Source organism: Burkholderiales bacterium, assembly GCA_035543335.1.
GTDB lineage: Bacteria > Pseudomonadota > Gammaproteobacteria > Burkholderiales > JAHFRG01 > JAHFRG01.
This window is the reverse complement of the sequence record DASZZH010000038.1, coordinates 59,730-76,229: the sequence shown is the minus strand read 5'-3', so window position 1 is coordinate 76,229 and position 16,500 is coordinate 59,730. Positions and strand designations below refer to the sequence as shown.

Here is a 16,500-nt window from a genome sequence, read left to right as displayed (position 1 = left end):
GGCTGTCCTCGATTATTTCAAAAAGCCCGCAGAGCGCGCGGCTTTCTCGATGTTTTTGTAGTTTTCGGGCCGGGTCGGAATGAAGCGCGAGGCGCGCTGCAGCCCCATGATTTCCTTGTGCGCCGGGTTGTTTGGGTCAAGCTTTAGGAACGCCTCGGTGAGTTTCTGCACGAGCTTGGAGTCGAGATCGCCGCGCACCGTCCAGTTATAGTCGTAGTAGGGCGGCGTGGTCCAGAACACCTTCACTTGCTTGGTGTCGACTTTGCCCGACTCGACCAGTTTTTCCCACACCGAAGCGTTGAGCACGCCGGCCTCGGCCTTGCCTGCAGCGACCCAGGCCACTGTCGCATCATGCGCGCCGGAATAGGCGACGCGCTTGAAATCGCGCTCGGGATTGATGCCGTGCTGGAGCAGGAAATAGCGCGGCATGAGGCTGCCGGAAGTCGAGGAGACCGAGCCGAAGGTGAAGGTCTTGCCTTTCAGGTCTTCCAGCTTGTTGATGCCGCTGTTTGCGCTGGTAATGAATTTGCTGGTGAATTTCTCATCCTCGGCGCGCTGCGCGATGGGAATCGCGTTGCCGGTGCGCAACCGGGCCTGCACGAAAGTGAAGCCACCGAGCCAGGCCAGGTCGATTTTTTTCGCCGCCAACGCTTCCACCACGGCAGCGTAATCGGTGACCGGCGTCCACTCGACCTTCATGCCGACTTCTTTTTCCAGATATTGGCCCAGCGGCGCGAACTTGCGCACAAGTTCGGTTGGAGCTTCATCGGGGATCGCCGAAACACGCAGCACATTATCGGCGCAAAGAGAGGTGGAAAAGAGAAACAAACAAAAGGCAACCAGTTTGGCTTTCATACTCTAAGGCCCTTTCTTAAAATGGGTATAGGTCTTGAAAGACATAATGGTCCTCACGGTTTTGAGTTGCGGAAAAGTCATCCTAGCATCGGTTATAATCGCAGGCAACAGCAGAAAACTCTGCGCAATTAGGGCTTGGGACGAATCGCCGATTTCGGACGGAACACCTTGATTACGGCCTCGTGGGTTTCGATATACGGCCCGCCGATGAGATCGATACAATACGGAACGGCGGCGAAAATTCCATCCAGCGTTTCCTTGATGGCTTTCGGCTGGCCGGGAAGATTGAGTATCAGCGCTTGTTTGCGGATGACGCAGACCTGACGCGACAGAATGGCAGTGGGCACGTATTTCAAGCTCACTGCGCGCATCGCTTCGCCGAATCCCGGTATCACCTTGTCCGCCACCGCCAGCGTGGCTTCGGGCGTGACATCGCGCGGCGCCGGCCCGGTGCCGCCGGTGGTGAGCACCAGATGACAGCCGGCTTGATCCACCAGTTCTTTCAGCGTTGCCTCGATTTGCGCTTGCTCGTCGGGGATGAGGCGCGACACTATTTTCCAGGGATTGGTCAGCGCCGCGGCAAACCATTCCCGCAGCGCGGGAATGCCCTGATCCTGATACACGCCCTGCGCGGCGCGGTCGCTGATGGAGACCAGGCCAATTAGAAGCTCATCATTCATGACATGTAAGTATAGCGGATAGCCTTAGCGCAGATCGGGAATCAGTTCCTGCAAGGCGTAAAACAACAAGTGGAAGTTTCGCGGCGGCTTGCCGACAGATGCTTCCTGTTGCGTGTTGCGAATCAGCGCACGCAGCCGCTGGCTGTCGGCCTGCGGATAGGTTTGCAACAATTCCGCGAGCGCGGCTTCATCGGCGAGCAGCCGTTCGCGCCATTGCTCCACCAAGTGCAAGCGCGCGCGGTGGCTCCGCGAGTTGCCGCGCCATTTTTCCAGTTGTTCGCGGATCGGCGCGGCATCCACTTCGCGCATGAGCCTGCCAATATACTGCATCTGGCGGCGGCGGGCCTCGAATTTGTTGATTTTGCCCGCTGTGATCACCGCGTCGTGAAGGCTTTCCGGCAACTCCAGTTGTTCAAGCTGCCCGGCATTCAAGGCCACCAGTTGCTCGCCCAGGTCCTGCAGGGCATGCATTTCCTTTTTGCGCCTGGTTTTGCTTACCGGTTCGTCCATGACTTGCTTATAGCATGGAATTGAAGCTGATATCATACAAGCAACCCCGCACCCTTCCAAAGCCAGGGAACTAATGCCCAGCGAACGCTTTTCCTATTCTCCGGACCGCCTCAAGCAAATCGCACAGGATGTTTTGCTCCGCGCTAAAGAGGACGGCGCAAGTGCCTGCGAGACTGATGTATCGGAAGGCCAGGGCTTGAGCGTCACGGTGCGCAAGAATGAAGTCGAAACCATAGAACACAACCGCGACAAAGGCGTGTCGGTGAGCGTTTATCTCGGCAAACGGCGCGGCCATGCCGGCACTTCGGATTTTTCGCCGCAAGCCCTGCGCGATACCGTGGATGCGGCGATTTCGATCGCGCGCCACACCGCCAGCGATGACTGCTCCGGTCTTGCCGATGAGAAACTGCTGGCGCGCGAGACACCTGATCTCGATCTTTATCATCCCTGGCAACTTTCGGTGGAGCAGGCGATTGAGCTGGCACGGGGGTGCGAGGCGGCGGCGTTTGCGGTGGGCAAGCAGGTAGCCAATTCCGAGGGCGCGAACGTTTCCGTGCATCAAGCGCAGTTTGTCTACGCCAACAGCCTCGGTTTCATGGGCGGGTTTCCCAGTTCGCGCCACAGCATCGGTTGCGCGGTGATTGCCGGCAAGGACGAAGCGATGCAGCGCGACGACTGGTTTGCCGTCGCGCGCGCGCCCACCGATCTGGAAGACGCGCAAAGTGTGGGAAGAAAAGCGGGAACGCGCAGCGTGCGGCGCCTCGGCGCGAGAAAAATCGTAACCGTGCAGGCGCCGGTGCTGTTCGAGGCGCCGGTTGCGGCGGGCCTGCTCGGCCTTTTCGTCGCGGCGGCAAGCGGCGGCAGCCTGTACCGCAAATCGTCTTTTCTGCTCGACAGCGTGGGCAAGCGAATCTTTGCACCTTTCGTGCAAATCAGGGAATTGCCGCATATAAAAAAGGGCCTTGCCAGCAGCGCGTTTGACGACGAAGGAGTGGCGACACGGGAGCGCGACGTGGTAATAGACGGCGTCCTGCACGGTTATTTTCTCGGCAGCTATTCAGCGCGCAAGCTGGGCATGCAATCCACCGGCAACGCCGGCGGCAACCATAATCTCATTCTCGAAAGCGGTGAGCTGGACTTAAACGGTCTCATCAAAAAAATGGGCAAGGGCTTGTTGGTCACGGAATTGCTGGGGCACGGTGTAAACATGGTGACGGGCGATTTCTCCAACGGTGCTGCGGGTTTCTGGGTGGAACACGGAGAAATCCAGTACCCGGTGCAGGAAATCACCATTGCCGGAAACCTTAAGGACATGTTCCGCGGCATTGCGGCAGTGGGCAGGGATAGGCTGGTGCGCGGCTCGCGGCAGTGCGGCTCGATTCTGATTGATAACATGACCGTCGCCGGGGATTAAGGCGGGCTCAAACGCGGGTTCCTACCGACTAGCGGTTTTCGGCGCCGGATCTATCCACAAAAGGCCGGGGGCACGCAGCCCGGTCTGCCATGTTAAAATTAAACTTTTAACTGACTGTTTAAGAAAGCCACCCATGTCCTTTTCCATACAAAATACTCTGGCCAATATCGACCCGGAATTGTGGCAGGCGATTTGCGCCGAAAACCAGCGCCAGGAAGATCACATAGAGCTGATTGCCTCGGAAAATTATGCCAGCCCGGCCGTATTACAGGCGCAGGGTTCGGTGCTCACCAACAAGTATGCCGAGGGCTATCCCGGCAAGCGCTACTATGGCGGCTGCGAGTTCGTGGACATCGCCGAACAACTGGCGATTGACCGCGTGAAAGCGCTGTTCAATGCCGAATACGCCAACGTGCAGCCGCACTCCGGCAGCCAGGCCAACCAGGCGGTTTACCTCTCGGTATTGAAACCGGGCGACACCATTCTCGGCATGTCGCTGGCGCACGGCGGGCACCTCACGCACGGCGCGGCGGTGAACTTCAGCGGCAAAATCTTCAACGCCGTTACTTATGGCTTGCATCCCAAAACCGAGGAAATTGACTACGACGAAGTGCAACGGCTGGCAAAACAGCACAAACCGAAAATGATCATCGCCGGCGCCTCAGCCTACGCGCCGGTAATCGACTGGAAGCGCTTCCGTGAAATCGCCGATTCCGTGGGCGCTTATTTGTTCGTGGACATGGCGCATTACGCCGGATTGGTCGCGGCGGGCTATTATCCCAATCCGGTGGGCATTGCGGATTTTGTTACCAGCACGACGCACAAGACACTACGTGGACCGCGCGGCGGGTTCATCCTCACCAGCAAGGAAGAACACGCCAAGGCGATTAACTCCACCATTTTCCCGGGCATTCAGGGCGGGCCGCTGATGCACGTGATTGCCGCCAAGGCGGTCGCGTTCAAGGAAGCGATGAGCAAGGAATTTAAGCAATACCAGGAACTGGTGATAGACAACGCGCGGGTGATGGCTAAGGTGCTGCAAAACCGCGGCGTGCGCATTGTCTCGGGACGCACCGACTGCCATTTGTTCCTGGTGGACCTGCGCGCCAAGAAAATCACCGGCAAGGACGCTGAAAGCGCGCTGGGGCGGGCGCATATCACGGTCAACAAGAACGCCATTCCCAACGATCCGCAGAAGCCTTTCGTCACCAGCGGCGTGCGCATCGGCACGCCGGCGATGACCACGCGCGGCTTCCAGGAAATCGAAGCCGAGCAGTTGTCGAACCTGATCGCCGACGTGCTTGAAGCGCCGAACGACCAGAAAGTCATTGCACGCGTGGCGGGAGAAGTAAAAACGATGTGCGCTAAATTCCCGGTCTATGGGAAATAAGGGATGAGGAGTTAGGAGTAAGGAGTAAAAAAAGATGTTGACTTACACCCCTCACCCCTCACGCCTTACTCCTTACTGCAAATCATGAAGTGCCCTTTCTGCAATGCGCAAGACACCCAGGTGGTAGATTCGCGGGTGAACGAGGAAGGCACCAGCGTGCGCCGGCGCCGGCGCTGCGTTTCGTGCATGAAGCGGTTTACCACGTACGAAACCGTGGAATTGCGCCTGCCGCAGATCATCAAGCACAACGGCACGCGTACCGAATTCGACCGCAACCGGCTGCATACCGGCTTCATGCGCGCGCTGCACAAGCGGCCGGTTTCGGCCGAGCGGGTGGATGAAGCGATAGACCGGGTGACGCAAAAGCTGTTGAGCCTGGGCGAGCGCGAAGTGCCGTCACGGCTGATAGGCGAATTGGTGATGAAGGAACTCTATAAAATGGACAAGGTCGCCTACATCCGCTTCGCGTCGGTGTATCGTAGCTTCCAGGATGTCGAGGATTTTCGCGACGTAATTGAAGAAGTGCAACAACCCGCCAAAAGCCGCTCACGCCGCCGCAAGGCGGATTAAATAGTTTTTTCTATGTTTTCTCCCGCAGATCATGAGTTCATGGCGCAGGCGCTGCGCCTCGCTGAAAAAGGTTTGTACAGCACCAGTCCCAACCCACGCGTAGGTTGCGTGATGGTGCGCGCAGGCAAAATTATCGGCGAGGGTTGGCATGAAAAAATCGGCGATCCGCATGCTGAAATCCTTGCGCTCAATCGCGCGGGAGAGGAAGCGCGCGGCGCAACCGCCTATGTGACCCTCGAACCGTGCAACCACCAGGGGCGCACGGGGCCATGCACCGAAGCTTTGATTAAAGCCGCTGTGGCAAGAGTGGTGGCGGCGATGCAGGATCCCAATCCCCTGGTCAATGGCGCCGGTACCACCAAGCTTAAAACCGCCGGCATCCAGGTTGAGAGCGGTTTGCTGGAAAACGAAGCGAGCGAACTCAACATTGGCTATGTTTCGCGCATGACCCGCGGCCGCCCCTGGGTGCGCATGAAAATCGCCGCAAGCCTGGACGGCAAGACCGCGCTCAACAACGGCAAAAGCCGATGGATTACCGGCGAAGCCGCGCGGCGCGACGCGCATCACTGGCGCGCGCGTTCCTGCGCGGTGTTGACCGGCATCGGCACGGTGAAAGACGATGACCCGCAATTGAATGTGCGGCATGTGAGCACCCCGCGGCAGCCCGTTCGCGTCGTGGTGGACAGCCGGCTGGAGATTTCTCCTTCGGCCAGAGTTCTGCAAGGCGGCAGAGTTGTGATTTATTGTGCAGTCAGTGACGAGCAAAGAGCGGCCCGGCTGCGCGAAAAAGACGTGCAGCTGATTGCCCTGCCCAATAGCGAGGGCAAGGTCGAGCTTTCTCAAATGATGGCACATCTGGCGAAGCTGGAAGTAAATGAAGTGCTGGTGGAGGGCGGCTTCAAGCTCAATGGCTCGCTGTTGCAAGCGGGGCTGGTAGATGAGTTGTTGATTTATCTCGCGCCGCATCTGATTGGCGATAATGCGCGCGGCATGTTTCATCTTTCCGAACTCGGCGACCTCGCCGGCCGGTGCGAACTTAAGATCCTTGATCTGCGCAAGGTGGGCGAGGACATGCGCGTGCTGGCGCGTCCGGCTTGAAACCCATGGGCGGGTTCAAGGATCATTTCTCCGGCCATGCCGCCAAATATGCGCAGTTCCGGCCGCATTATCCTTCCGGGCTGTTCGCTTGTCTCGCTTCGCTTGTATCCTCTCGAGAACTTGCCTGGGATGCGGCGACCGGCAACGGGCAGGGGGCGCTGGATTTGGCGCCTTATTTCGAGCGGGTTGTGGGCAGCGACGCCAGCTCCGCGCAAATCAAAAACGCCATGCCGCATCCCAAAGTGACTTACCGTGTGGAACCCGCCGAAGCGACGAAGTTCGAGCCACAAAGCGTGGATTTAATCAGCGTAGCGCAGGCGCTGCACTGGCTGGATTTGCCGAAATTCTATGCCGAAGTCAAACGCGTGCTGAAGCCGGAGGGCGTGATTGCGGTGTGGTGCTACAACCTGTTCCGCGCCGCGCCCGACATTGATAACATCGTTCTGCATTTCTACCGTGACCTCGTCGGGCCCCATTGGCCGCCGGAGCGCGCACACATCGAAACCGGCTACCGGCATCTCGAATTTCCCTTTGCCGAAATCAATGCGCCTCTCTTCGTGATGGAAGTGGAGTGGGATATGCATGAGCTTCTGGGCTATCTCGGTACCTGGTCGGCGACGCAGCGCTACATCAAGGCCGAGGGCCATGACCCGCGCCGGCACATTGTCGGAAGACTGGAGTCGGTGTGGGGTTCCCCGCAAGCCAAACGGCGCATACAATGGCCGTTGCATTTGCGCGCAGGAAAGATCACATAATGTTTGCCGGCATCATCGAAGCAACGGGTGAAATCAGTGAGGTAAAGCCAGGCGGTAAAGGCCTGCGCCTCACCATTGGCACCACCCTGGATTTAAGCGATATCAAGGTAGGTGATAGCATCGCGGTGGATGGCATATGCCTGACGGTTATTGCCTGCTCTGTCAATTCATTCAACGCCGATGTGTCGCGGGAGACTTTGAATTGCACCGCGGGTTTCGCGCAACGTGGCAAGGTCAATCTGGAAAAAGCGCTGCGGCTATCCGACCGCGTCAACGGTCACCTGGTGAGCGGCCATGTGGACGGCGTGGGCAAGGTTGCAAAGTTTGAACGGACGGGCGAGTGTTATTTGCTGGCCGTCAAGGCACCGCGCGGGCTCGCCAAATACATCTCCCGCAAAGGTTCGATTGCGGTAAATGGCGTGAGCCTGACGGTAAACAAGGTCGAGGGCGGCGAATTCTCAGTCAACCTGATTCCGCACACACTAGCCTCGACCAACCTGAGATATTTGAAGCGCGGCGCCAAAGTGAACCTGGAAGCGGACATGCTGGCGCGTTACGCTGAACAGCTTCTGATGACAAAACGCAAATGAGTGCAGGCATTTCTTCCATTCAGGACATCATCGCCGATGTGCGTGCCGGCCGGATGGTGATTCTCGTCGACGAAGAGGACCGCGAGAACGAAGGCGATCTTTTGCTGGCCGCCGAATTTGCCACACCCGAGGCCATCAACTTCATGGCCAAGCACGGCCGCGGCCTGATTTGCCTGACATTGACCGAGGAGCGCTGCCGTCAACTTAATCTGCCCTTGATGGTCGTGCAAAACCGTTCGTCGCTCGGCACCAACTTTACCGCCTCTATCGAAGCGCGCGAAGGCGTGACTACCGGCATTTCCGCCGCCGACCGGGCGCGCACCATTCAAGTGGCGGTGAAAAAAGATGCCAACCCTGAAGACATCGCCCAGCCGGGACATGTTTTCCCCCTAATGGCGCAGCAAGGCGGGGTATTGGCGCGCGCGGGCCATACCGAGGCGGGCTGCGATCTGGCGCAGCTTGCCGGTTTGGAGCCGGCGGCGGTGATCTGCGAAGTTCTGAAAGACAACGGCGATATGGCGCGGCTTGCCGATTTGCTCGAATTCGCCAGACAGCATCAATTGAAAATCGGCACCATCGCCGATTTGATTCATTACCGCAGCCGCACCGAATCGCTGGTGACGCGCGTATTGGAACGCATGATGAATACGCCGCACGGCAAATTCAAGCTGATTGCCTATCGCGACAAGACGGCGAACGCAACCCATCTCGTGCTGTTAAAAGGCGAGATCGCTCCCGGTCGGGAAACCTTGGTGCGGGTGCACGAGCCGCTCTCGGTCATGGATTTGCTTGATATCAGCGCGGGCGGACATTCGTGGAGCATTCATGATGCGCTGAGAAAAATCGCCGGCAGCCCGTGCGGCGTAATGGTGCTGCTGCACCGACCCGAATCGGCCGAAGAACTGCTGGTGCGGGCAAAGCCGCATGCCGCGGACAAAAAACCGGCGAAAACCGATTTGCGCAACTACGGCATCGGCATGCAGATTCTCAAGGATCTCAAGGTCACCAAAATGCGGTTGCTAGCCGCGCCGCGCAAGATGCCGAGCATGGCGGGCTTCGGTCTTGAGGTTTCCGGCTACGAATTGCCTGATAAAAACTGAAAGTGATTTTGGCGATGAAGAAGATAGAAAAAGACTTAAACGGCAAAAATCTGCGAATCGGCATTGTTATGAGCCGCTTCAACGCTGAAATCAGCGATAAACTGCTTGCGGCCTGCACGACTGCGTTGCTCAAACATGGTGTGAGTGAAAACGACATTACGCTGGTCAGTGTTCCCGGGGCGCTGGAAATTCCGCTGGCGCTGCAAAAAATGGCGAATACCGGAAAATTCGACGCGCTGATTGCGCTGGGCGCGGTGATCCGCGGCGAAACCTATCATTTCGAAATCGTGGCCGACCAGTCGGCCAATGGTGTGGCGTCGGTGCAGCTCGATGCCGGCGTCCCGGTGGCGAACGGCATCCTCACCACCGATAACGAAAAACAGGCGCAGGCCCGAATACAGCGGAAGGGCGCCGATGCTGCGGAAGTGGCGATTGAAATGGCCAACCTGCTGCGCCGTCTGGATGAAAAATGAAAGACGGCGAAGCCGGCGCCGGCGAAAGCACGCCGCGCAAGACCGCAACCAAAAGCCGCCGCCGGCGTTCGCGCGAGTTTGCGTTGCAGGCGCTCTACCAATGGCAGTTGGGGGGCGATAGCGCGGACGTTTTGGAGCAGCAGCTGCGTGAAGCAAAGGGTTTTGACAAGCTCGATTCGGCTTACTTTGCCGAACTTTTGCGCGGCGTGATTTCCGCCGCGCGCGAGCTGGAGAAGATGCTCAAGCCTCATCTCGACCGGCCGATCAAAGAACTCAGCCCCATCGAGCACGGCATTTTGCTATTGGCTGCTTACGAACTCGTGCATCGGCCGGAAGTGCCCTATAAAGTGGTCATCAACGAAGCGGTGGAACTGGCAAAATCCTTTGGCGGCACCGATGGGTACAAATATGTGAACGGCGTCCTCGACAAGCTTGCCGCCGAAGTGCGCAGGACAGAAATCAAGGTAAAAGCATAGCTTTGCGAGGTACGGGCGATCACAATGCCTTCCGAATTCGAGCTCATCAAACGCTATTTCACCCATCCGGCGCGCCACGCGCTGCTGGGAGTGGGCGATGATGCGGCGCTAATAAAACCCGCTAGGGGCATGGAGCTGGCGGTGTCCACCGACATGCTGGTTTCAGGCCGGCATTTTTTCCCTGACGACAATGCCTACATGCTCGGGCACAAGGCGCTGGCGGTCAACCTCTCCGACATGGCGGCGATGGGCGCCGCGCCGCGCTGGGTGACGCTGTCGCTGGCGCTGCCCAGGGCCGACCCAAAGTGGCTCAAACGCTTTGTCAAAGGCTTTATGGATTTGGCCAGAAAACATAAGGTGGATTGGATTGGCGGGGATACCACGCGCGGTCCACTCAACATTTGCGTGCAAATCGTGGGGGAAGTACTGCAAGGCAAGGCGCTCAGGCGCGATGCAGCGAAACCGGACGACGATATCTGGGTTTCCGGTTTTTTGGGTGATGCCGCTCTGGCCCTGGCGCATTTGCAAAAGCGCCTGCGACTTGAGCCGAAGGAATTGCAAATCTGCCTGCCCGCGCTGCATACGCCTCGACCGCGTGTGAACCTGGGGAAAAAATTGCGGGGGCTTGCGCATGCCGCGATCGATATTTCCGACGGCTTGCTTGCCGATTTAGGGCATATCCTCGAGCGTTCGGGCGTAGGTGCGGCAGTTGAATTCAATCTTCTTCCCAAGTCCGGCGTGATGGAAAAACACGCAGAGCAGAAAGCGGCCCGGCAGGCGCTGCTTGCAGGCGGAGACGATTACGAGCTTTGTTTTACCGTGCCGGCGCGCCGCCGCGGGGAAGTATTGGGGCTTTCGCGCCAACTGCGGCTGCGGTTAACCCGCATCGGCAAAATTACGCGAAGCAAGGGTTTGTTGTTGCTGGATGAGAACGGCAAACGCATGAAAATTGACATCAAGGGATATGACCATTTTGGCTGAAGCGACTCCCAACTGGCGTTTTGTGTTGACCCATCCGGTGCATTTTCTGGCGTTCGGCTTTGGGGCCGGGCTGATGCGCGGCGCGCCCGGCACGGCGGGAACGCTGGTCGCGTTTCCATTGTTCTGGTTCTTGAACCCGCGTCTGATGCCGCTGGAATTCCTGGCGCTGGTCGCCGGCCTGTTTATCCTGGGCTTGTGGATTTGCGGCAAGACGGGGGAAGATCTCGGCGTTCACGACCATGGCGGCATTGTCTGGGACGAAATCGTGGCGTTTCTGCTGGTGCTTTATTTCACACCCGATACGCTGCTGTGGCAGGCTTTCGCGTTTCTCCTGTTCCGCATTTTTGATGTGTTGAAGCCGCCGCCTATTGGCCATTTCGACCAATCCGTGCACGGCGGCTTCGGCGTAATGCTGGATGACCTGATTGCGGCGTGTTACACGCTGCTGTGTCTCGCATTCTGGAAAACCCTGGTCAGCTGATGGCAAACGATATTCTCTATAAACTCGCCGCCCGCGTGGGCAAGGCCCTGAAAACCCGCAAACTCATGCTGGTGACGGCGGAATCCTGCACCGGCGGCGGGGTGGGCGAGGCGGCGACGCGGGCGCCGGGAAGCTCTGATTGGTTTGAGCGCGGCTTTATTACCTATACCTATATTTCCAAGCGCGAGATGCTGGGCGTGAAAAGACCAACGCTGGAAAAATATGGTGCGGTCTCGGAACAAACGGCGCGCGAGATGGCGCAGGGCGCGCTCAAGATGAGCCACGCCCAGCTGGCGCTGGCGGTAAGCGGCACGGCGGGACCTTCCGGCGGCACCGGGGCAAAGCCGGTGGGTACGGTGTGTTTCGCCTGGGCCGGGAAAAACGGCAAAATGGTGAGTGAAACCCGCCATTTCAAGGGCAATCGCCAGACTGTACGCCGCAAATCAGTCATGCGCGCACTGCAAGGCGTGCTGGAGATGCTTGAATAATCGTTATGTAGTCCGTTTTCGCCTTCCTGCGTTTAATCACTTATGCCATAATCGCATGGTCATAAAAAGAGGATCGACCTATGGACGAAAACAAAAGCAAAGCACTGGCGGCGGCGCTGTCGCAGATTGAAAAGCAGTTCGGCAAAGGCTCGGTGATGCGCCTCGGGGAGAGCGAGGTCGCGAAAGATATTCAAGTCGTTTCTACCGGCTCGCTGGGACTGGACATCGCGCTCGGTGTGGGGGGGCTGCCGCGCGGCAGGGTGGTGGAAATCTACGGGCCGGAATCCTCCGGCAAGACCACGCTGGCGCTGCAGGTGATTTCGGAAGCGCAGAAACTCGGCGGCACCGCGGCGTTCATTGACGCCGAGCACGCGCTCGATCCGCAATACGCGAAGAAGCTCGGCGTAAAAGTGGAAGAATTGCTGATTTCACAGCCGGACAACGGCGAGCAGGCGCTGGAAATCACCGACATGCTGGTGCGCTCCGGCTCGGTGGACGTGGTAACGGTGGATTCGGTCGCGGCATTGACGCCGAAAGCGGAAATCGAAGGCGAAATGGGTGAGCCGCAGATGGGCCTGCAAGCGCGCCTCATGTCGCAGGCGCTGAGGAAACTTGCCGCCAACATCAAGCGCTCCAACACCCTGGTGATTTTCATCAACCAGATCCGCATGAAGATCGGCGTCATGTTCGGCAATCCCGAAACCACCACCGGCGGCAACGCCCTCAAGTTCTATGCTTCGGTGCGTATAGACATCCGCCGTATCGGCGCCATCAAGAAGGGCGAGGAAGTCATCGGCAACGAGACCCGCGTCAAGGTGGTGAAGAACAAGGTTGCGCCGCCGTTCAAGCAGGTGGACTTCGACATTCTCTACGGCGAAGGCATTTCCCGTGAAGGCGAAATTATCGAGCTTGGCGTGATTCACAAGCTGATTGAAAAAACCGGCGCGTGGTACACCTACAAGGGCGAGAAAATCGGCCAGGGCAAGGACAACGCCCGAGAGTATTTGAAAGAGCATCCCAAAGTGGCGCGCGAAATCGAGGCGAAAATCCGCGCCAACCTCGGTTTGAGCGTGCCTGGAGCGCCGCCCGCGGGTGAGAAGAAAGAAAGAGTCTAGCCTGCGTGAACGTGCGCTGCGCATGCTGGCGCGGCGCGAGCATTCGCGGCTGGAATTGCAGCGCAAGCTTGCCCCCCACGTTGCAGAATCCGACGATATCCAGGGTTTGCTCGATGATTTGGAGACGCGCGGCTGGCTCTCTGAAAAGCGTGTGGTGGAGCAAACCGTCCATACGCGCCGTGGCAGATATGGTGTGGTGCGCATCATTCGGGAGTTGCGCGAGAAAGGCGTTTCGGAAGAGGCCATCTCGGCGGCCAAGTCGCAAGTCAGGGAAAGCGAACTGGAAGCCGCCCGCGCGGTGTGGCGGAAAAAATTCGGCAAACTGCCCAAGAGTGCCAGTGAGCGAGGGAAACAAATCAGGTTCATGCAGGGCAGGGGATTTGATCTGGACGTGATCCTGAAGCTCCTGCGGGGAGCGGGCGAAGACGAGTAGTGGGAAAGCAAGATATGCACAGCAGCGAAATCCGCAAAAAATTCCTGGATTACTTCAAGAGCAAGGATCACACCGTGGTGGCTTCCAGCCCGCTCGTCCCCGGCAATGATCCTACCTTGCTGTTCACCAACGCCGGCATGGTGCAGTTCAAGGACGTGTTCCTCGGGCGCGAGCATCGACCTTACGTGCGCGCGGCAAGCAGCCAGCGCTGCGTGCGCGCCGGCGGCAAGCACAACGACCTGGAAAACGTCGGTTACACCGCGCGCCACCACACTTTTTTCGAGATGCTGGGCAACTTCAGCTTCGGCGATTATTTCAAGCGTGACGCCATCCGCTACGCCTGGGAATTCCTGACCGGTGTCCTCAAAGTCCCCGCGGACAAAATGTGGGTCACGGTTTATGCCGAAGACGACGAAGCAGCGGAAGTTTGGCTGAAACACATCAAAATCCCGGAACAGCGGTTTGCGCGCATCCCCACCATGGACAATTTCTGGCAGATGGGCGAAACCGGCCCCTGCGGGCCGTGCGCCGAGATTTTCTACGATCACGGGCCGGGCCTTCCCGGTAGTCCGCCCGGCACGCCGGGGGCGGACGGCGACCGCTACGTCGAAATCTGGAACCTGGTGTTCATGCAGTACAACCGCGACGAGTCGGGGACTTTACATCCGCTGCCCAAGCCCTCGGTGGATACCGGCATGGGGCTGGAGCGGATTGCCGCGGTGATGCAAGGCGTGCACAGCAATTATGAAATAGATATGTTCCGCGATTTAATCAAGGCCGCGGCACGGGCCACGCATACCAAGGACCTTTCCGGCAATTCGCTGAAAGTTATCGCCGACCATATCCGTGCCTGCAGTTTTCTCATCGTGGACGGAGTGATTCCCGGCAACGAAGGGCGCGGCTACGTGCTGCGCCGGATCATCCGCCGCGCCATCCGCCACGGCTACAAGCTCGGTCAGAAGCAGCCGTTTTTTCATTTGCTGGTGAGTGACCTGGTCAAGGTGATGGGCGAGGCTTATCCTGAACTGGTTTCAGGCGCGCAGCGTGCAACGCAAGTTCTGAAACAGGAAGAGGAGCGTTTTGCCGAGACGCTGGAAAACGGCATGGAAGTGCTGGAAGCGGCGCTACACACCGAGGACCGCATGCTCGACGGCGAAACGGTGTTCAAGCTGTATGACACCTATGGTTTTCCGCTCGATTTGACCGCCGATATCGCGCGCGAGCGCGGAATTACCGTGGATTTCGCGGGTTTTGAAGAAGCGATGGAACGCCAGCGTGAGCGCGCCCGCGCCGCGTCGAAATTCGGTACGCAGAGCAGCGTGGAATACAACGGCAAGCAAACTGAGTTCCACGGCTACGACACGCTGAAACTCGACTCCAAAGTCGTGGCCTTGTATGTGGAGGGCGCTTCGGTTGACCGCGTTGCGCAAGGTAAGCAGGCCATCGTGGTGCTAGACCGCACGCCTTTTTACGCCGAATCAGGTGGGCAGGTCGGCGACCGCGGCATGTTGTTCGGCCGCGCCACCCCACGCGCCAGCTTCAAGGTCGAGGATACGCAAAAGATTCAGGCCGAAGTGATCGGCCATCACGGCACGCTGATGAGCGGCGAGCTGCGCATCGGCGACAGAGTGAGCGCGGAAGTGGACATGCAGTTGCGCAGCCGCACCATGCACAACCATTCCGCCACGCATTTGATGCACGCGGCGCTGAGACAGGTGTTGGGCACGCATGTGCTGCAAAAAGGTTCGTTGGTGGATGAATTCAAGACGCGCTTCGATTTTTCCCATCCGCAGCCGGTGACGCCGGAAGAAATCCGCGAGGTGGAAAACTTAGTCAACCGCGAAATCCGCCGCAACGTGGCAGCCGAGGCGCGCATCATGAAATACGACGAAGCGATCAAGTGCGGCGCGATGGCGCTCTTCGGCGAGAAGTACGGCGACGAAGTACGAGTCATGAGCATGGGGGACTTTTCCACCGAGCTATGCGGCGGCACGCATGTGAAACGCACCGGCGACATCAGCTTCTTCAAGATTGTTTCCGAATCCGGCGTGGCGGCAGGCGTCCGCCGCGTGGAAGCGGTGACCGGCGAAGGCGCGCTCGAATATGTGCAGCAGCAGGAAGTGCGGATGCAGGAAGCCGCCGCAACTTTGAAAGCCCAGCCGCAGGAGCTTACGCAAAAAATCAATCAAATTATCGAAAACGTGCGCACGCTGGAAAAGGAGCTTTCGCGCCTCAAATCCAGGCTGGCTTCCTCGCAAGGCGATGAGCTGATAAATCAGGTAGTGGAAGTAAAGGGTGTGAAAGTTCTGGCTGCCACGCTCGAAGGCGCGGATGCCAAAGCGCTGCGCGAAACCGTGGACATGCTAAAGGAAAAACTCAAGTCCTGTGCTGTGGTGCTTGGCTCAACCGAAGGAGGGAAGGTTACGCTGATTGCAGGCGTAACCCAAGACCTGATTTCTAAAATCAAGGCCGGTGATTTGGTCAATCATGTCGCGCAACAGGTCGGCGGTAAAGGCGGAGGCCGGCCCGACATGGCTCAGGCAGGTGGCACCGAGCCGGCCAAGCTGTCCTCGGCATTGCAATCAGTGAGCGCCTGGGTCGAACAAAGACTCTAAGTGCCGGGGGCAGCCCGGCGGCTGGTGACTTTCTTTTGCGCGGCCAAAAGAAAGTCACCAAAGAAAAAGCCGCCCCGGCTCACCGCCCCTCTGGGGTGCCCTCGGTTTGGTGGTAAATTGGGCGGCTGCGCAACTCACACGGTCCGCTTCGCGGCCGCGTGCTCGGACAGTGCTCGCCGACTTCCCCTCAATTTGCCCACCAAACCTCGGCGGCTCACAGGGGACACCCAAACCAGCAGTGTCGTGAGGGTTGATAGCTACGTACACAGATCAGTGCCGAAATGTTTTAAAGAAAAACGGAAGAAATACGGGGTCAGTGTAACTTTTCCGCTGGGCGAGGTCCGCGTTTGATGTAGAAATCTTACACTGACCCCATTTACTTCGCACAATGAAATCCCCTGCTGCTAACGTGTTGTTCTGCGGCGGGCTGCGATGACAGCCTCTCTGGTACGCCGTTGGCCGCCCGTCCGCAGCAA

The 16,500-nt window shown here is 58.4% G+C and carries 18 protein-coding genes; 15 read left to right on the top strand and 3 right to left on the bottom strand.

The annotated features are described in order from the left end of the window. Positions 1-12 precede the first annotated feature (12 nt). From VHE58_10435 to yjgA, 3 genes are all read right to left on the bottom strand, one after another. A complete protein-coding gene (locus VHE58_10435) occupies positions 13-855 on the bottom strand; it encodes a putative selenate ABC transporter substrate-binding protein (GenBank protein HVS27688.1) in 843 nt (280 codons plus the stop codon). A gap of 128 nt (positions 856-983) precedes the next feature. Beyond that, positions 984-1,535: a molybdopterin adenylyltransferase gene (gene mog / locus VHE58_10430; protein HVS27687.1), complete on the bottom strand. Its 552-nt coding sequence runs from the start codon at positions 1,533-1,535 to the stop codon at positions 984-986. A gap of 24 nt (positions 1,536-1,559) precedes the next feature. Continuing rightward, positions 1,560-2,045, bottom strand: coding sequence for a ribosome biogenesis factor YjgA (gene yjgA, locus VHE58_10425; protein HVS27686.1), 486 nt, complete (start codon positions 2,043-2,045; stop codon positions 1,560-1,562). A gap of 73 nt (positions 2,046-2,118) precedes the next feature. Between yjgA and pmbA the strand changes: the two genes are divergently transcribed. From pmbA to alaS, 15 genes are all read left to right on the top strand, one after another. Then, the gene (gene pmbA, locus VHE58_10420; GenBank protein HVS27685.1) at positions 2,119-3,459 is read left to right on the top strand and encodes a metalloprotease PmbA; all 1,341 of its coding nucleotides are present in this window, start codon (positions 2,119-2,121) and stop codon (positions 3,457-3,459) included. 133 nt (positions 3,460-3,592) lie between these two features. Then, positions 3,593-4,849, top strand: coding sequence for a serine hydroxymethyltransferase (gene glyA / locus VHE58_10415; protein ID HVS27684.1), 1,257 nt, complete (start codon positions 3,593-3,595; stop codon positions 4,847-4,849). 84 nt (positions 4,850-4,933) lie between these two features. Next, positions 4,934-5,419, top strand: a complete 486-nt coding sequence (nrdR, locus tag VHE58_10410) for a transcriptional regulator NrdR (GenBank protein ID HVS27683.1) — start codon at positions 4,934-4,936, stop codon at positions 5,417-5,419. A gap of 12 nt (positions 5,420-5,431) precedes the next feature. Beyond that, the gene (gene ribD, locus VHE58_10405; protein HVS27682.1) at positions 5,432-6,517 is read left to right on the top strand and encodes a bifunctional diaminohydroxyphosphoribosylaminopyrimidine deaminase/5-amino-6-(5-phosphoribosylamino)uracil reductase RibD; all 1,086 of its coding nucleotides are present in this window, start codon (positions 5,432-5,434) and stop codon (positions 6,515-6,517) included. 5 nt (positions 6,518-6,522) lie between these two features. Continuing rightward, a complete protein-coding gene (locus tag VHE58_10400) occupies positions 6,523-7,272 on the top strand; it encodes a class I SAM-dependent methyltransferase (GenBank protein ID HVS27681.1) in 750 nt (249 codons plus the stop codon). Beyond that, complete coding sequence (locus tag VHE58_10395) at positions 7,272-7,862, top strand: riboflavin synthase (GenBank protein HVS27680.1); 591 nt, start codon at positions 7,272-7,274, stop codon at positions 7,860-7,862. Before VHE58_10400 ends, VHE58_10395 begins: the two co-directional genes overlap by 1 nt. Next, positions 7,859-8,962, top strand: a complete 1,104-nt coding sequence (gene ribBA / locus VHE58_10390) for a bifunctional 3,4-dihydroxy-2-butanone-4-phosphate synthase/GTP cyclohydrolase II (GenBank protein HVS27679.1) — start codon at positions 7,859-7,861, stop codon at positions 8,960-8,962. Before VHE58_10395 ends, ribBA begins: the two co-directional genes overlap by 4 nt. A 14-nt stretch (positions 8,963-8,976) precedes the next feature. Further along, positions 8,977-9,435: a 6,7-dimethyl-8-ribityllumazine synthase gene (gene ribH, locus VHE58_10385; GenBank protein HVS27678.1), complete on the top strand. Its 459-nt coding sequence runs from the start codon at positions 8,977-8,979 to the stop codon at positions 9,433-9,435. Continuing rightward, positions 9,432-9,911 (top strand): transcription antitermination factor NusB, encoded by a 480-nt coding sequence (gene nusB / locus VHE58_10380; protein HVS27677.1) that lies wholly within the window; start codon positions 9,432-9,434, stop codon positions 9,909-9,911. The genes ribH and nusB overlap by 4 nt, the downstream gene beginning before the upstream one ends. A 24-nt stretch (positions 9,912-9,935) precedes the next feature. Next, positions 9,936-10,892, top strand: coding sequence for a thiamine-phosphate kinase (thiL, locus tag VHE58_10375; GenBank protein ID HVS27676.1), 957 nt, complete (start codon positions 9,936-9,938; stop codon positions 10,890-10,892). Then, a complete protein-coding gene (locus VHE58_10370; protein ID HVS27675.1) occupies positions 10,876-11,373 on the top strand; it encodes a phosphatidylglycerophosphatase A in 498 nt (165 codons plus the stop codon). The genes thiL and VHE58_10370 overlap by 17 nt, the downstream gene beginning before the upstream one ends. Next, positions 11,373-11,861, top strand: coding sequence for a CinA family protein (locus VHE58_10365; protein HVS27674.1), 489 nt, complete (start codon positions 11,373-11,375; stop codon positions 11,859-11,861). The genes VHE58_10370 and VHE58_10365 overlap by 1 nt, the downstream gene beginning before the upstream one ends. 80 nt (positions 11,862-11,941) lie before the next feature. Then, entirely contained in the window at positions 11,942-12,976 is a 1,035-nt protein-coding gene (recA, locus tag VHE58_10360; protein ID HVS27673.1) for a recombinase RecA, read from the top strand. Continuing rightward, positions 12,954-13,409: a recombination regulator RecX gene (gene recX / locus VHE58_10355; protein ID HVS27672.1), complete on the top strand. Its 456-nt coding sequence runs from the start codon at positions 12,954-12,956 to the stop codon at positions 13,407-13,409. Before recA ends, recX begins: the two co-directional genes overlap by 23 nt. A 14-nt stretch (positions 13,410-13,423) precedes the next feature. After that, complete coding sequence (gene alaS, locus VHE58_10350) at positions 13,424-16,024, top strand: alanine--tRNA ligase (protein HVS27671.1); 2,601 nt, start codon at positions 13,424-13,426, stop codon at positions 16,022-16,024. Positions 16,025-16,500: the final 476 nt, after the last annotated feature.

Coding starts and splice junctions, on each gene's coding strand:
- VHE58_10435 (HVS27688.1), bottom strand. CDS start 855: ATGAAAGCCAAACTGGTTGCCTTTTGTTTGTTTCTCTTTTCCACCTCT.
- mog (HVS27687.1), bottom strand. CDS start 1,535: ATGAATGATGAGCTTCTAATTGGCCTGGTCTCCATCAGCGACCGCGCC.
- yjgA (HVS27686.1), bottom strand. CDS start 2,045: ATGGACGAACCGGTAAGCAAAACCAGGCGCAAAAAGGAAATGCATGCC.
- pmbA (HVS27685.1), top strand. CDS start 2,119: ATGCCCAGCGAACGCTTTTCCTATTCTCCGGACCGCCTCAAGCAAATC.
- glyA (HVS27684.1), top strand. CDS start 3,593: ATGTCCTTTTCCATACAAAATACTCTGGCCAATATCGACCCGGAATTG.
- nrdR (HVS27683.1), top strand. CDS start 4,934: ATGAAGTGCCCTTTCTGCAATGCGCAAGACACCCAGGTGGTAGATTCG.
- ribD (HVS27682.1), top strand. CDS start 5,432: ATGTTTTCTCCCGCAGATCATGAGTTCATGGCGCAGGCGCTGCGCCTC.
- VHE58_10400 (HVS27681.1), top strand. CDS start 6,523: ATGGGCGGGTTCAAGGATCATTTCTCCGGCCATGCCGCCAAATATGCG.
- VHE58_10395 (HVS27680.1), top strand. CDS start 7,272: ATGTTTGCCGGCATCATCGAAGCAACGGGTGAAATCAGTGAGGTAAAG.
- ribBA (HVS27679.1), top strand. CDS start 7,859: ATGAGTGCAGGCATTTCTTCCATTCAGGACATCATCGCCGATGTGCGT.
- ribH (HVS27678.1), top strand. CDS start 8,977: ATGAAGAAGATAGAAAAAGACTTAAACGGCAAAAATCTGCGAATCGGC.
- nusB (HVS27677.1), top strand. CDS start 9,432: ATGAAAGACGGCGAAGCCGGCGCCGGCGAAAGCACGCCGCGCAAGACC.
- thiL (HVS27676.1), top strand. CDS start 9,936: ATGCCTTCCGAATTCGAGCTCATCAAACGCTATTTCACCCATCCGGCG.
- VHE58_10370 (HVS27675.1), top strand. CDS start 10,876: ATGACCATTTTGGCTGAAGCGACTCCCAACTGGCGTTTTGTGTTGACC.
- VHE58_10365 (HVS27674.1), top strand. CDS start 11,373: ATGGCAAACGATATTCTCTATAAACTCGCCGCCCGCGTGGGCAAGGCC.
- recA (HVS27673.1), top strand. CDS start 11,942: ATGGACGAAAACAAAAGCAAAGCACTGGCGGCGGCGCTGTCGCAGATT.
- alaS (HVS27671.1), top strand. CDS start 13,424: ATGCACAGCAGCGAAATCCGCAAAAAATTCCTGGATTACTTCAAGAGC.